Origin of the sequence: Labilithrix luteola (genome assembly GCF_001263205.1) — a bacterium.
In the GTDB taxonomy this organism is placed as follows: Bacteria; Myxococcota_A; Polyangia; order Polyangiales; family Polyangiaceae; genus Labilithrix; species Labilithrix luteola.
On sequence record NZ_CP012333.1, the window covers coordinates 4,491,447 to 4,506,112 of the forward strand.

Genomic DNA, 14,666 nt, shown 5'->3' on the forward strand with positions numbered 1-14,666 from the left:
ACGCCACCCCGCTCTCGAACGGGACAGCGACGAACCCGAAGTGGGATCCGGAGCGTACCGGAATTTGTTCGCAGAGATACACTTCGACGCGGTCGCTTCGCCTCGACGTGATTCCGCCTCTACGTGATTACATCCAGGCACACGCGCATGTTCGTGCGCTCGGACAAATGCGCTTATCGAAGTGTCGTCGCCTGGTGCGTGCGCCACGCCTCATAGAGAGGTGGCTCGCCCTCGATCGTCGACGGCGCCTGCTGGCGGATCGCGATCGCTTGCTCGGCGAGCGGCTTCGCCATCTCCGCGTAAGTCCGCGCGGTCGACAGCCCGAAGGGATCGGCCTCGGCGTTCGAATACGCGAAGACCACCTCGGCGAACCCCGTCATGTGCATCGCAGCAAGGCACATCGGACAGGGCTGGCCGCTTGCGTACATCACGCAGCCATCGAGCCGTGGCCGGCCGAGAGCCGCACATGCGCTCCGTATGGCCTGGAGCTCCGCGTGCGCGGAGGGGTCGTTCGTCCGGAAGATCTCGTTCACGCCCGTCGCGATCACACGGCCGCGCTCGACCAGCACCGCCCCGAAGGGCCGGCCGCCCCGGGCGACGTTCTCGCGGGCGAGCCGCACGGCATGGTCGAGAAAATCCTGATCCAGCCCCATGACGGTACCCTTGACGGTTTGGCTGGGCTTGTCGAGGGGGGAACCGCCGGCGGAAAGGGCGTTCCGACGAGTATCTTGACGCACCTTGGACCTCTCCCTATTAGGCGGACCGGACCATGCCGAAGCCCCTCGTCACGGCGATCGAGAGCGAAAAGTCAGCCCAGGCTGCCCATGTCTCGAGCCTCCTTCGCGACATGATCATGCTCGCGAAGCCGCGAATCACCCGCATGGTGGTGATCACCGCGGCGGGCGGCCTCTTCCTGGCGAAGCGTATGCCGGAGACCCCGGCGCTGACGCCGGTGACGATCGTCTCGACGCTCCTCGGCCTGACCTTCATCGTGTCGGGCGCGAATGCGCTCAACATGTACATCGAGCGTGACGTCGATCGTCACATGGAGCGCACCAAGAACCGGCCGCTGCCTGCAGGCCGCATGGCTCCGCGGTTCGCGCTCTGGTTCGGCGTGGTCCTCTCGGCGCTCGCCGTTCCCATTCTGGCCGTCGGTGCGAACCCGCTGACGGCGCTCCTCGCGGTCATCGCGAACCTCATGTACGTGCTCGCGTACACGCCTCTCAAGCAGCACTCGGCGTGGGCGCTCCACGTCGGCGCCGTTCCGGGCGCGCTTCCGCCTCTCCTCGGATGGACGGCCGCGACGGGCCGAATCGATGCGGCGGGCGTCGTGCTCTTCGGCGTGATGTTCCTCTGGCAGATCCCGCATTTCGTGGCGATCTCCCTCTTCCGCAAGGCGGAATACGCTCGCGCGGGCATCGTCGTGCTCCCCAACTCGGTGGGCGAGCTCGCCTCGCGTCACACGATCATCCGCTGGATCTTCGCGTGCGTGGCCGCGAGCCTCCTGCTCGTGCCGCTCGGCGTCGCGCACCACGGCTATCTCATCGCCGCGAGCATCCTCGGCGCCGTCTTCTTCACGTGGGGCTGCTACGGCCTGCGCGAGGGAACGGGCGTGAAGTGGGCCCGTTCGCTCTTCGGCATCTCGATGGTCTACCTGGTGCTGCTCTTCGCGGCGCTTCTCATCGACTTCTGATCGACGTCCTCACTGGCACTTGCCGTCGACGATGTGCCGCGAGCAGCACGAGCGCTCGCCGTACGCGCCGTCGGGCGTCTGGCCGCTGGCGATGCACGGCGCGCATGTGATCTTGCAGTAGAAGCCGACGCAGCACGACGTCGTGTCGAGCGGGTTGCAGAGGTCGCCGCCGTTGTCACAGTCGTTGGTGCAGGCGTGGCCCTCGTTGCATTTCCCGTCGCAGCACTCGGAGCCCGAGGCGCAGAGCTCGCCTTTTGCCTTCTTGGTGCAGACGGGCGGGGCCGAGTCAGGCGTCGCGTCCCGAGCTTCGCCGTCCGCGCTCGCGTCTTGGACGCCAGGCGAATTGGCGTCCTGTGTCGAAGCCTCGGGCACGGGGCTGGTTTCCGGCGTCGTGCTCGTGGGATTGGGGCTGACGTTGGACGGATCCGCCTTGGTTTCCGGCGGATCTTGGATGCCAGCGATGGACGCACACGCGACGGCGCACGTGACGGCAGCCACGATCGCAGAGCAGAGCAAGCCGCGTGTGAATCTTCCCATCGTCCTCAAGATAGACCTTTCCTTGCTCGAAGCCGCGCTTGTCGCAGGCTTGACGGAGCGTGGCGTGGCGCCTACGTCCTTTCGCACGGTGTGGTCGGTCTTGCGCGTCTCTCCAGCAACACTTTTGCTCTTCCTGTCGATCACGAGCACAGCCGTGGGGTGCAATGCACGCCAGGAGGCGGAAGCCATTCCCGGCGCACGTCTCGGCATGTCCCCTCGTGACGTCCGCGAGCGCTTCCAGAGCGGCGGGGAAGGAACGTGGCAATCGTCGGTCGGTAGCGCCGACGACACCACTCTCGAATGGCGAGCGAAAGGGGATGCGGCGCGCGTGGCCCAGGCGCGCTTCGAGTTCCATCTCGGGATGCTCGTCGCTGTCCGCGCTCACGTGCGCGACACCACGCCTGCGGAGAGCGTGTCGGCCACTCCGAAGACGGTGACTCTTCGCAAGCCGTCGGCCGAAGGCGGCACGGACGTGACGCTCCTCGCGAGGGACTGCCCGACGCACCACGAAGAAGCCGAGTCGCTCGCATCGAGAGCGCGCTGATTCGGAAATCTCCGTTCGCCCGCCGTTCGTGACCGTTCGACGGCGAAGTAAGCGCCAGAAAACTCGGCTTGCTCTAGCCTGCGAGGATGTTCGTCGTTGCCATCGACAGCGTGGCGGGGGCGGTCTCGTCGCTCGAACGTCAGCTCGATCGCCACGCAGGTAAAGACCTCGCGTGGGCTCTGATGTACGCCGTAGAAGGAGCCCCGATCGCCGAGCTCGTCGCCGCCGCGCGTCGCAAGTTCCCCGGGCTACCCGTGTTCGGAGCCACGTCGTTTCAAGGCGTCTTCTCGAGCCACGGCTTTCATCGGGGCGCCGGCATCCTGTTCGGTGAACGCAGCGAACCTACGCGCGTGGCCGTCACCGTGTCCGCGGCGGATGCCGGCCAAGCCTTCGAACGCGCACGCAGCGCGTGTTCGGCGCTCGTCGAGTCGCTGGGCGGACAACCGCAGATGCTCCTTCTGCATGCGACGCCCGGCTTCGAAGAGAAGGTCCTTGCCGGCATCGCGAGCGTCTTCTCCGGTGAGGTTCCCGTCTACGGCGGCAGCGCGGCCGACGACGAGATCGCCGGGCAATGGCGCGTCTTCGCCAACGACAGCATCGTCAAACAAGGCTTCCTGCTCGTCGGCATAGCCTCCGACCTACGGCCCAGCGGAGGCTTCTTGAGTGGGTACCTTCCCACCGAGCACACGGGGAAGGTCACGCGCGCCGAAGGGCGCATCGTCCACGAGATCGACGGCCGGCCGGCGGCGGTCGTTTACAACGAGTGGGCCGGAGGAGCGATCTCGGGCGAGCTCGATGGCGGCAACGTCCTTCTCAAGACGAACCTCTTGCCGCTCGCGCGCACGAAGGGAGTCTCGCTAGGGATGCCGCGCCGCTTGCTCTCTCACCCGCATCGCGTGGTCGAGAAAACCGGGAGCCTTGCCTTCTTCACCGAGCTCTCCGTCGGCGACACGCTCACCTTGATGACGAGCATGCGCGAGCCGCTCGTGACGCGCGTTCGTCGCGTCGTGCAACGGGCGCGAGGGGCGAGGGGACGCAAGCCTCGCGGCGGGTTGCTCGTGTACTGCGGCGGCTGCTTGGGCGTCGTGCTGGATCAGGCGGGGCGAATTTCCGACGAGTTCAACGCGGAGATGGACGGCGCGCCGTTCCTCGGCATCGCCACGTTCGGCGAGCAGGGGGCGTTCTTCGACAAGGGAGAGAGCCATCACGGCAATCTCATGTGCTCGGCCGTCATTCTGTGACGCGCTGCTCACGAATCAAGGCGCGCGCTGCGGTATAGTTCCGCGTCCTTGAGCAACGCGCAGCAGTCTGGGCAGACGGCACGGGCACCCCACGAGCACGGCGGGCAGTGGATCATGGCCTCCGCCGAGATCGTGAGCGTCGGGCTCCCTTTCTGCAGCTTCAAGGTGCTCACAGGGGTTGTCCTGCTCGACACGCCTTCACTGTGCGCGCTCGGCTACGCGCTCCTCGCGCTCGGCACCGTCGACTTCGCGCTGAACGTCGCGAACCTGGTGAGCCTCGTCACGCGTCGCCGAAGAGCAAGCGGCGTGTGCTTGCTCGATCTCGTCGTTCGTCGGCTGGAGAAGGGCGACTCGCCGAGCGATCTCGGCATCGCCCTCGACGTCTTCCTCTCGTTCGCCCTCGTCGCGGTCGTCGTCGGGTTCGGCGTGATCCCTCGGATTCCGGCCTGGGCGCTGCCGGTGTGGAACATGTCGGTCGTCCTGAACGTGCTCGGCGCAGGCATCGGCCGGTTGCTCTCGTCCCTTCAGCAGCGACGTCATCGCGCACTGTGAGCCCTTGCGAGTTGCGATTTGCGTCGCACGTTGCCTCGCGACCCATGCAACTCGCGACAGAGGGGTCGGCATCGCAAGCGGGGCCGCTCCTTAAATAAGGAGCAAGGGCACCGACCTCGCTCCGGACGTCACTCTGTCCTGAGGCAGCGACGTCGCGTCGCAATGGCATTTCCGGCATTCCATGGGCCTGGTGGGGGGGCGGCACCCCGCCCTGCGGAAGCGCCGCAAAACTTTCGCGTTTTTCTGTTTCAGCGAGGACTTGTACGCGCGGACCTGGCTCCTCTATAAGGACGCCGGCCCTTCCCCGGGCCCTCCGCGGCTGCGGCGCCCTCGTGCGTCTCGTGCGCATAGAGCGCGCCTCGAAGTGGAGGCCCGAGACCCCGAGACGTTTGAGCTGAGTCCGCGCATGCAGATCTTTCCCCGGTCGCTCAACAAGCTCCCGCTGATCATCGGAGGCGTGGGCACGATCGTGCCGGCGCTCCTGATTGGCGCGATCTGGTACTACCTCACCCCCAAGAACTTCCAGGTCGGCTACCAGCCGACCCAGCCCGTGCCCTATTCGCACCGACTCCACGTCGGCCAGATGGGCATGGACTGCAAGTACTGCCACGCGAACGTGGAAGTCGCCGCCAAGGCGATGATTCCGCCGACGCAGGTGTGCATGGGTTGTCACTCCCTCGTGAAGACGGATAGCGCGCGCCTCGCGCCAGTCCGCGCGAGCTGGGAGAGCGGCAAGCCCATCGAATGGGTGCAGATCCACAAGCTCCCGGATCACGCCTACTTCGACCACAGCGCTCACCTTGCGGCGGGCGTTGGCTGCGTCACCTGCCACGGACGCGTCGATCAGATGGACGTCGTTCGCGCCGAGCAGCCGCTCGGCATGGGCTGGTGCCTCGATTGTCACCGCGATCCGAAGCCGAATCTCCGGCCGAAGGATCAAGTCACGAACATGGACTGGAAGCCCGAGATGGCGGCCAACTGGACCGCGCCGGACGTCCATCCCCCCCAGCATTGCTCCGGGTGCCACCGATGAGCCGCCGACAGCCGTACGATTTGCCGTCCGCCTCCGAGCCCGCTGACGGCGCGAAGGTTTTCTGGAAGAGCCTCGAGGACAAGGCCAACCCCGCAGCCGCTCAAAAGCGTGCGGAAGCCGAGTTCCCGCAGGGCCTCGAAGAAGCCAAAGCGTCGAGCGTTGCCTCGAAGCCTTCGAACCTGGTCAAGCTTCGCCGAAGCAAGGACATGCCTGCCGTGAACGACGTCTCCGTCGGTCGCCGCAGCTTCATGTTCTTCGCGGGCGCGTCCGCGGCGCTCTTCGCCGAAGGATGCGCGCGTCGCCCCGTCGAGAAGATCATGCCGTACAGCAAGGCGCCGGAGCACGTGCTCCCCGGCGTCTCGAGCTACTACGCCACGGTCTTCCAGACGCGCGGCGATGCCCTCGGCGTTCTCGTCGAGAGCCACGAAGGCCGCCCCACGAAGGTCGAAGGTAACCCCGAGCACCCGTCGAGCAATGGCGCGACGGACGCGTTCGGTCAGGCCGCGATCTACAACCTCTACGACCCGGATCGCTCGACGACGGCGATGCGCGGCGTGAAGGGTTCGGGCGCCACCGGCCTCACGCACACCCCGGCGACCCCGGCCGAGTTCGACACCGCCCTCGCGGACCTCGTTCGCACCGCGGGCGACGGCGCGCGTCTCCGCTTCCTCGTGGAGCCCACGAACTCGCCGACGTTCATCCGCCTCCGTGAGGCGGTGAAGGCGAAGTTCCCGAAGGCGCAGTTCCACACGTGGTCGCCGGTCAGCGATTCGAACGCCCGCGAAGGCGCCAAGATCGCGTTCGGCCAGCCGCTCAACGTGGTGCCGAGCTACAGCCAGGCGCGCGTCATCGTCTCGGTCGACTCCGACTTCCTCGGAACCGAGACCGGCGTCGTCCGCGCGAGCCGCGAGTTCGCGCAGGGCCGCAAGCTCACGAACGGCCCGCACGATGGCATGAACCGCCTCTACGTGGTCGAGCCCGCGTTCACCACGACGGGCATGAACGCCGACCACCGCCTCCGCCTCCCGGCGCAGGACGCGGAGCGCTACCTCCTCGCCCTCGCGAAGGAGCTCGCGGCCCACGGCGTCGACATCGGCGGCGCGAAGGACGCGGCCCAGAAGGCGGACGCGACCGGCATCCCCGAGAAGTGGATCAAGGTCGTCGCCAAGGAACTCGGCACGGCGCGCGGTCGCGGCGTTCTCGTCGTCGGCTCGCGTCAGCCCGCCCGCGTTCACGCCCTCGCCCACGCGATCAACGCGGGCCTCGGCAACGCCGGCCACACCGTCAACTACTTCCCCGTCGCCGACGCCTCCGAAGGCGAGCCGGGCGCGAGCATCAAGCAGCTCGCGGCCGACATCGAGAAGGGGAGCGTCGGTACGCTCTTCATCCTCGGCGGCAACCCCGTCTACGACGCTCCGGCCGACGTCAAGTTCGCCGAGAAGCTCTCCAAGGTCGGCACCAGCGTCCACCTCGCCTCGCACTTCAACGAGACGGGTGAGGCGAGCTCCTGGCACGCGCCGCGCGCCGACGAGCTCGAGGCCTGGGGCGACCAGCGCGCCGTCGACGGCACGGTGTCGATCCAGCAGCCGCTCATCGCGCCGCTCCACGGTGGCCGCAGCGACCTCGAAATCCTCGCGAAGTTCGCGGGCGAGAGCCCGAAGCCGTACGACGTCGTGCAGCAGACGGTGAAGGGCTCGCTCTCGAGCGCCGCCGCCATGGCTCACACGTGGAACGAGGGCCTCAAGAAGGGCGTCCTCGGCAACGCGCAGAAGGTCGCGAGCACCGAGCTTCACCACGCCGACATCACCGCGGCCCTCGCGGCGTCGAAGGGCACGAAGGCCCTCGGCCCCGAGAACCTCGAGATCACGTTCGCGCCGTGCCCGAAGCTCTATGACGGCCGCTTTGCGAACAACCCGCTCCTCCTCGAGCTGCCCGATCCCGTCACCAAGGTGACCTGGGACAACGTCGCCCTCGTCTCGAAGGCGACCGCCCAGGCCCTCGGCGTCGAGAACCGCCAGGTCGTGCGCCTCACCCGCGAAGGCGGCCAGCCGGTCGACATCGCGATGTGGATCACGCCGGGCCAGGCCGACAACTCGATCGCCGTCGTGCTCGGCTGGGGCCGCCAGAAGGCTGGCCGCTACGGCAACAAGCACGGCTTCGACGTCAACGGCCTCCGCACGAGCGACGCGCTCTGGATCGCCTCGGGCGTCAAGGCGACGAAGCTCTCGGCCGGCGAGATCGACGCCATCAAGGATCGCTTCCGCAAGGTCGGCATGGCCGCGGCGGACTCCCCGGCGGCAGGCCGCATTCGTCCCGACGATCCGTTCGACGTCGTGACGAACTTCTACAAGGTCAGCCAGACCCAAGAGCACGACGCGATGGAAGGTCGTCCGATCGCCATCGACGCCACGCTCGAGGAGTACCGGAAGAACGCGTTCTTCCCGCAGTTCCCCAACGACGCCCGCAAGGACACCGACCTTCACGGCAACGTGATCGGGGTCCGCGGTTCGGGCTCTCCGGACCCGGTCGTCGCGCCGCTCTGGCCGACGGTCGACTACTCCAAGGGCCACAAGTGGGGCATGGGCATGGACCTCACGTCCTGCACCGGCTGCAACGCTTGCGTCATCGCCTGCCAGATCGAGAACAACGTTCCGGCCGTCGGCAAGGAGCAGATCGAGCGCGGTCGCGAGATGTACTGGCTCCGTATCGACCGCTACTTCGTCGGTATCGACGAGAACGACCCGCAGGTCGTCTTCCAGCCGGTCGCGTGCGTCCAGTGCGAAGAGGCTCCGTGCGAGAACGTTTGCCCGGTCAACGCGACCGAGCACTCGCCCGAAGGCCTCAACGACATGGCCTACAACCGCTGTATCGGCACGCGCTACTGCGCGAACAACTGCCCGTACAAGGTCCGCCGCTTCAACTTCCTCAACTACCACACGAGCGGCGGCTTCTACGACGACGTCCCCGAGACGGAGAAGATGCACTTCAACCCCAACGTCACCGTGCGCATGCGCGGCGTCATGGAGAAGTGCAACTACTGCGTGCAGCGCATCCAGGAGGGGAAGATCAAGTCGAAGCGCACCGGCAAGCCGATCAAGGACGGCGACATCAAGACGGCGTGCCAGCAGGCGTGTGCCTCGGACTGCATCGTCTTCGGCGACCTCAACGATCCCAACAGCCGCATCAACAAGTGGCACGGCAAGGATCGCGCTTACCGTCTCCTCGCGGAGCTCGGAACGCGTCCGCGCACCACGTACCTCGGCAAGATCCGTAACCCCAACCCCGAGATGGGAGCCTGAGGCATGAGCTCCTGGAACCTTCCGATCAAAGAGCTGGGTGAGACCCCGCTCGCCGCCGAGGGGACGACCTTCAAGTCGATCACCGAGACGGTCTGCCGAGTCACCGAGACCAAGTCGCCCCGTGGTTGGTGGATTGCCTTCCTCCTCGCCGTGTCCTTCACCGGCGTCATGGGGTTGTCGATCGGCTACCTGTTCTGGACGGGTGTCGGTGTCTGGGGAAACAACGCCCCGGTCTACTGGGCCTGGGACATCACGAACTTCGTCTGGTGGATCGGTATCGGCCACGCCGGAACCCTCATCAGCGCCGTTCTGTTCCTCTTCCGTCAGAAGTGGCGCACGGCGATCAACCGCTTCGCCGAAGCGATGACGATCTTCGCCGTCATCTGCGCGCTCATCTTCCCCGGCATCCACGTCGGTCGCGCTTGGTACGCGTACTACATGCTGCCGCTGCCGAACGAGATGAGCATCTGGCCGAACTTCAAGAGCCCGCTCATCTGGGACGTCTTCGCGGTCAGCACGTACTTCACGGTCTCGCTCCTCTTCTGGTACGTCGGCCTCGTCCCCGACTTCGCCACCCTGCGTGACCGCGCGCGCAACAAGACGCGCCGCCTCGTGTACGGAACGCTCTCGCTCGGCTGGCGTGGCTCGAACCGCCACTGGCAGAACTACGAGCGCGCGTACCTGATCCTCGCGGCTCTCTCGACGCCGCTCGTCCTCTCGGTTCACTCGGTCGTCTCCTTCGACTTCGCCACCTCGCTCATGCCGGGCTGGCACACGACGATCTTCCCGCCGTACTTCGTCGCCGGCGCCGTCTTCAGCGGCTTCGCGATGGTCATGACGCTCATGCTCATCACGCGCGCCGTCTACGGCATGCGGAGCCTGGTGCTGATGAAGCACCTCGAGCTGATGAACAAGATCATCCTGACCACGGGCAGCCTCGTTGGTTACGCGTACGCGATGGAGTTCTTCATCGCCTGGTACGGCGGCAACGAGTACGAGCGCTTCCTGTTCGTCCAGAACCGCCTCACCGGTCCGATGGCCTGGGCGTACTGGATCATGATCTCCTGCAACGTCCTCAGCCCGCAGGTGTTCTGGTTCAAGCGCTTCCGCACCAGCATCCCGGTCATGTTCGTCGTGTCGATCCTCGTCAACATCGGCATGTGGTTCGAGCGCTTCGTCATCATCGTGACCTCGCTCTTCCGCGACTTCCTCCCCTCGAGCTGGGGCTACTTCCGCCCGACGCCGATCGACATCTTCACGTACGCCGGCACGCTCGGACTCTTCTTCACCGCGTTCCTCCTCTTCATCCGCTGGATCCCGATGATCGCGATCGCCGAGGTCAAGGGCGTCATGCCGGAGGCCGACCCGCACTTCGGTCACGATGACGACGGCGGCGAGCACCACGGCGAGGCCGGACACAAGCACGAGCACGCGACTGCGGAGGCTTCGTCATGAGTGAGACCACGAAGGAAACTCGCGAAGAGGGAGAGAGCGCGCCGGCTCTCCTCCTCGCCGAGTTCGACACCGCGGGCGACTGTCTGCACGCGGCCGAGAAGCTCCGCGACGCGGGCTACACCCAGTTCGACACCCACACCCCGTTCCCGGTCCACGGCATGGACCAGGCGATGGGCCTCGGCGACAGCAAGCTCGGTCTCATCGTGTTCCCAGTCGGCCTCACCGGGACGTGTGTCGCGTTCCTGATGATGTACTGGATGAACAACGTCGACTACCCGATCATCATCGGCGGCAAGCCGGCGTCGATCGCCTCGCTGCCCTCGATGATCCCGATCATGTTCGAGCTGACGATTCTCTTGTCGGCCTTCGGCACGGTGCTCGGCATGTTCGGCCTGAACAAGCTGCCCCGTCACCACCACCCGGTCTTCAACTCGGAGCGCTTCGCCAGCTTCTCGAACGACAAGTTCTTCGTGTCGGTCGAAGCCACGGACCCGAAGTTCAACCTCGAGAAGACGAAGAAGCTCCTGGAGTCGCTCCACCCGACGAGCCTCGAAGAGATCGCGGACGACGACGAAGGCGGCGAAGACCTCGATGCGGAGGAGTCGCACGCATGAACACGGCGACGCGTTTTAGCTTGATTGTGGGCGCCATCGCCCTGGCGGGTCTCTCCGCCGGCTGCCGTGGGCAGTCGTCGAAGGAATCGCCCGTCTTCGGCATTCGCAACATGTACGACCAGCCGAAGTACCAGGTGCAGGAGGAGTCGAACTTCTTCTCCGACCACCGCACGATGCGTCCACTCGTCGAAGGCGTCATCGCTCACGACGAAGACGTCGACCTCGGCGTCTCGCAGGGCCGCCTCGACGACCAGACCGGCTACGTGCTCGAGACCCCGAAAGAGGTCGTCGCGCGCGTGGGCGGTGTCGAGGCTCTCCAGGCCCGCGGCAAGGCTCGTTACAACATCTACTGCGCGCCCTGCCACGACATGGCAGGTGGCGGCCAGGGCATGGTGACGAAGCACGCTCAGGCGACCGGCGCCGCGGCCTTCGCGCCGCCGACGTTCCACCAGGATCGTCTCCGCCACGCCCCCGACGGCCAGATCTTCGCCACCATCACGAACGGCAAGAACAACATGCCGCCCTACGCGATGCAGATCCCGGTCAACGACCGCTGGGCCATCGTCTCGTACGTGCGCGTGCTGCAGCTCGCTCAGCCGAAGCTGCCGGAAGAGAAAGCTCCTGCTCCGGAGAACAAGAAGTGAGCGCGTCCAAGAAAGACTCGAGTGAGAAGCACACCTGGGAGCTCACGGGCTCCTGGGCCGGTGCATGGAAGATCTTCGCGGGCATCGGCGTCCTCGGCCTCATCGGCGCAGGACTCGGCTACACGCAGGACGCGCGACGCTTCGCGTTCTCGTGGATGTTCGCGTTCATCACCGTCCTGACGATCGCGCTCGGCGCGCTCTTCTTCGTCCTCATCCAGCGCCTCACGTCGGCGGGGTGGAGCGTCACGGTGCGACGCACGGCGGAGTTCTTCGCCTACGGCGTCGTCATCATGATTCCGCTCTTCCTCCCCGTGCTGGGGACGATGAACCAGCTCTTCCCGTGGCTCGGTTCGCACGACGCGCACGGTGAGCACGGCGGAGAGCACGCGGCGCCCCACAAGGGCGAAGAGCACGGCTCGATTCCGTTCGTCACGCCGGCCTACGCGCAGGAGCACGCTCCGGCCCCCGCTCAAGGCGGCCCGGCTGGCGACCACGCCGCACCTCCGCCCGGGGCGATGCCTCACGGCGGCCCCGCCGGCATGGGCCCGCACGGCATGCCCGGGGCGATGCCCGGCTTCGGCCACGGCGGCATGGGACCGATGGGTGCAGGCGCGCACGGTGGTCACGGTGGCCCCGTCGCCGCGGGCCTCCCGGATCCCCACGCCCTCGAGCACAAGGAGCTGATGGAGAAGAAGGCCGGTTACCTCAACCGTAACGCCTTCCTCATCCGCGCCGTCGTCTACTTCGTCATCTGGGCGTTCCTCGCGCTCCGCCTCTTCGGCTACTCGGCCGCGCAGGACAGGTCGAAGGATCCGAAACTCACGCTCAAGGCCCAGAGCTTCGCGCCCGGCGCGACGATGCTCTTCGCGCTCAGCGTCACGTTCGCGGCGTTCGACTGGGTGATGTCGCTCGAGCCGACCTGGTTCTCGACGATCTTCGGCGTCTACGTCTTCGCGGGCGGCGTCGTCTCCAGCTACGCGGTCATGATCCTCGTGACCATGGCCCTCCGTAACGCCGGTCCGCTCTCGGGTGCGGTGACGGTCGAGCACTACCACGACCTCGGCAAGTTGATGTTCGGCTTCCTGGTCTTCTGGGCCTACATCGGCTTCTCGCAGTTCATGCTGATCTGGTACGCGGCGCTTCCGGAAGAGACCACGTTCTTCCACAACCGCTGGGACCACACCCCCTGGGCACGCGTCAGCCTCGTCCTGATCGTCGTCCACTTCGTCGTCCCGTTCTTCTGGCTCATCTCGCGCAACTTCAAGCGCAACCTGGGCCGCCTCCAGCTTGGCGCGGCGCTGCTCCTCGTGATGCACGTCGTCGACATCTACTGGCTCGTGATGCCGAACTACCTCCTCAACAAGCCTGGCTTCTCCTTCCACTGGATGGACGCGGCTTGCCTCCTTGCGGTCGGTGGCATCTACGGCGCCTTCGTCTTCTTCCGCATGACGAAGTACCCGCTCGTCCCCGTCGGCGACCCGCGCCTCCAGCGCTCGCTGCACTTCCAGAACGCGTAATCGAGAGCGAACGAGAGATCTCCGATGGCGACCGACAACTCACCCCCGAGAATCAAGCTCATCGTCACGATCGGTGTGATCACGATCGTGACGCTGGCGGGCCTGAACCTCGTGCTCAACAGCTACTACGCCATGATGAGCGACGAGGCCCAGACCGCGAAGCGGTCCGCGCCCGTTGCTCTCGAAGAGCACCAGAAGGCCGAGCAGGCCGCCTTGACCGGCGCGAAGATGCCGATCGACCAGGCCATGGCTCAGCTTGCCAAGGGTAACCGCGAAGGCCTCGTTACCCCGCAGCAGTCCGACGACCTCGGTCCGATGACCGGCTGGAGCAAGCTCCCGAAGCATGCTCCGGAGCCGATCGTCGGCGCGGCCGGCCCGGAAGCGGGCGACGCGGGCGCCGAAGCCGCCGATGGCGGTGCGGCGGCGGCGGACGGCGGAGCTCTCGCGGCCGACGGCGGCGCGGCGCCCCTGGCGACCGACGCGGGCGCGCCCGCGAAGGGCGGCGACGCCGGTGCGGCTCCCCATGCTCCCGCGGCTGACGCGGGCGCTCATCACTGATAGGAAGCGGCCCTAAGAAGAGCGTCATGAACTTCGTGAGCCTGCAGATCAAGGAGTCCCGCCCCCGGCTTCCCCGCTGGGTGACGGGACTCGTCTGCGCGCTGCTCGGGTTCGCGGTGCTCTTCTCGACATCGCGTGCCCACGCGCAGATCAACGCCACGCCACCGGAGCTCCAGCACGTCGGCGTGAACGAGCACCTGAACGCGCCGATTCCGCTCGATACGCCGTTTCAGGATCACACCGGCAAGCCGGTCACGCTCCGCCAGTACTTCGAGCGTGACTCGCGTAAGCGCCCCGTCGTCCTCACGTTCGCGTACCACTCGTGCCCCGTGCTCTGCAGCATGGTGCTCAACGCGGCCGTTTCGGGACTCAAGGAAGTCCCTTGGACGATGGGCAAGGAGTACGAGGTCGTCACCATCTCGATCGACCCGAAGGAGTCGCTCGAGAAGACGACCAACAAGCGCAACTCGCTCCTCACGGAGTACGGGCGCGCGGGTGCCGACAATGGTTGGCACTTCCTCGTCGGCAGCGAGGCGTCGATCGCGGCCGTCGCGGACGCGGCGGGCTTCGAATACCAGTACGACGCGCGCCAGCAGCAGTGGGGCCACCCCTCGGTCGTCATGATCACGACGCCCGACGGCAAGATGGCTCGCTACCTGTACGGCATCGAGTTCAATCCCAACGATCTTCGCCTCGGTCTTCTCGAGGCCTCTCAAGGCCGCAGCATCTCGACGGTCGAGAAGCTGCTTCTGTATTGCTACCACTACGATCCCCAGGGCGGAAAATACGTCCTCGTCGCGCAGCGCGTGATGCAGGTCGGTGGCGCTGTGATCGCGGTGGTCCTCTTCGGAGCCCTCGCCCTGTTTTGGCGGCGCGAGCTCAAGAAGAGCAAAGACAACAAAGTCGAGTCCGGCGGTAAGGGCGGTGCCCTTCCCAAACAGGACGATGAGGCGCGCGCGGGCGCGTCTGCGTGAAGGAG

14 protein-coding genes are annotated in these 14,666 nt (G+C 66.4%); 12 read left to right on the plus strand and 2 right to left on the minus strand.

The window, feature by feature from the left end:
• Positions 1 to 173: 173 nt before the first annotated feature.
• Positions 174 to 653, minus strand: coding sequence for a nucleoside deaminase (locus tag AKJ09_RS19950; RefSeq protein ID WP_146648790.1), 480 nt, complete (start codon positions 651 to 653; stop codon positions 174 to 176).
• Positions 654 to 769: 116 nt separating this feature from the next.
• Between AKJ09_RS19950 and cyoE the strand changes: the two genes are divergently transcribed.
• Positions 770 to 1,693, plus strand: coding sequence for a heme o synthase (gene cyoE, locus AKJ09_RS19955; RefSeq protein ID WP_146648791.1), 924 nt, complete (start codon positions 770 to 772; stop codon positions 1,691 to 1,693).
• Between the two features lie 9 nt (positions 1,694 to 1,702).
• Here the strand turns inward: cyoE and AKJ09_RS19960 are convergent, their stop codons facing one another.
• The gene (locus tag AKJ09_RS19960; RefSeq protein ID WP_146648792.1) at positions 1,703 to 2,230 is read right to left on the minus strand and encodes a hypothetical protein; all 528 of its coding nucleotides are present in this window, start codon (positions 2,228 to 2,230) and stop codon (positions 1,703 to 1,705) included.
• 64 nt (positions 2,231 to 2,294) lie between these two features.
• Here AKJ09_RS19960 and AKJ09_RS19965 point away from each other — a divergent pair, with 64 nt between their 5' ends.
• The 11 genes from AKJ09_RS19965 (at position 2,295) to AKJ09_RS20015 (ending at position 14,661) form a co-directional block, all read left to right on the plus strand.
• Positions 2,295 to 2,774, plus strand: coding sequence for a hypothetical protein (locus tag AKJ09_RS19965; protein ID WP_146648793.1), 480 nt, complete (start codon positions 2,295 to 2,297; stop codon positions 2,772 to 2,774).
• An 86-nt stretch (positions 2,775 to 2,860) separates the two neighbouring features.
• Positions 2,861 to 4,015, plus strand: coding sequence for an FIST signal transduction protein (locus AKJ09_RS19970; protein WP_146648794.1), 1,155 nt, complete (start codon positions 2,861 to 2,863; stop codon positions 4,013 to 4,015).
• Positions 4,016 to 4,063: 48 nt separating this feature from the next.
• The gene (locus AKJ09_RS19975) at positions 4,064 to 4,567 is read left to right on the plus strand and encodes a hypothetical protein (protein WP_146648795.1); all 504 of its coding nucleotides are present in this window, start codon (positions 4,064 to 4,066) and stop codon (positions 4,565 to 4,567) included.
• A 406-nt stretch (positions 4,568 to 4,973) separates the two neighbouring features.
• A complete protein-coding gene (locus AKJ09_RS19980) occupies positions 4,974 to 5,600 on the plus strand; it encodes a cytochrome c3 family protein (RefSeq protein ID WP_146648796.1) in 627 nt (208 codons plus the stop codon).
• On the plus strand, positions 5,597 to 8,899 hold the full coding sequence (locus tag AKJ09_RS19985; protein WP_146648797.1) for a TAT-variant-translocated molybdopterin oxidoreductase: 3,303 nt from the start codon (positions 5,597 to 5,599) through the stop codon (positions 8,897 to 8,899). The genes AKJ09_RS19980 and AKJ09_RS19985 overlap by 4 nt, the downstream gene beginning before the upstream one ends.
• Before the next feature lie 3 nt (positions 8,900 to 8,902).
• Positions 8,903 to 10,354 carry an NrfD/PsrC family molybdoenzyme membrane anchor subunit gene (nrfD, locus tag AKJ09_RS19990; protein ID WP_146648798.1) on the plus strand — a complete coding sequence of 484 codons (1,452 nt, stop codon included), beginning with the start codon at positions 8,903 to 8,905 and terminating at the stop codon, positions 10,352 to 10,354.
• Positions 10,351 to 10,968: a DUF3341 domain-containing protein gene (locus AKJ09_RS19995; RefSeq protein ID WP_146648799.1), complete on the plus strand. Its 618-nt coding sequence runs from the start codon at positions 10,351 to 10,353 to the stop codon at positions 10,966 to 10,968. Before nrfD ends, AKJ09_RS19995 begins: the two co-directional genes overlap by 4 nt.
• Positions 10,965 to 11,612, plus strand: coding sequence for a c-type cytochrome (locus tag AKJ09_RS20000; RefSeq protein ID WP_146648800.1), 648 nt, complete (start codon positions 10,965 to 10,967; stop codon positions 11,610 to 11,612). Before AKJ09_RS19995 ends, AKJ09_RS20000 begins: the two co-directional genes overlap by 4 nt.
• Complete coding sequence (locus tag AKJ09_RS20005; RefSeq protein WP_146648801.1) at positions 11,609 to 13,129, plus strand: hypothetical protein; 1,521 nt, start codon at positions 11,609 to 11,611, stop codon at positions 13,127 to 13,129. Before AKJ09_RS20000 ends, AKJ09_RS20005 begins: the two co-directional genes overlap by 4 nt.
• A 24-nt stretch (positions 13,130 to 13,153) precedes the next feature.
• The gene (locus AKJ09_RS20010; RefSeq protein ID WP_146648802.1) at positions 13,154 to 13,687 is read left to right on the plus strand and encodes a hypothetical protein; all 534 of its coding nucleotides are present in this window, start codon (positions 13,154 to 13,156) and stop codon (positions 13,685 to 13,687) included.
• A gap of 26 nt (positions 13,688 to 13,713) precedes the next feature.
• The gene (locus AKJ09_RS20015) at positions 13,714 to 14,661 is read left to right on the plus strand and encodes an SCO family protein (protein ID WP_146648803.1); all 948 of its coding nucleotides are present in this window, start codon (positions 13,714 to 13,716) and stop codon (positions 14,659 to 14,661) included.
• Positions 14,662 to 14,666 lie beyond the last annotated feature (5 nt).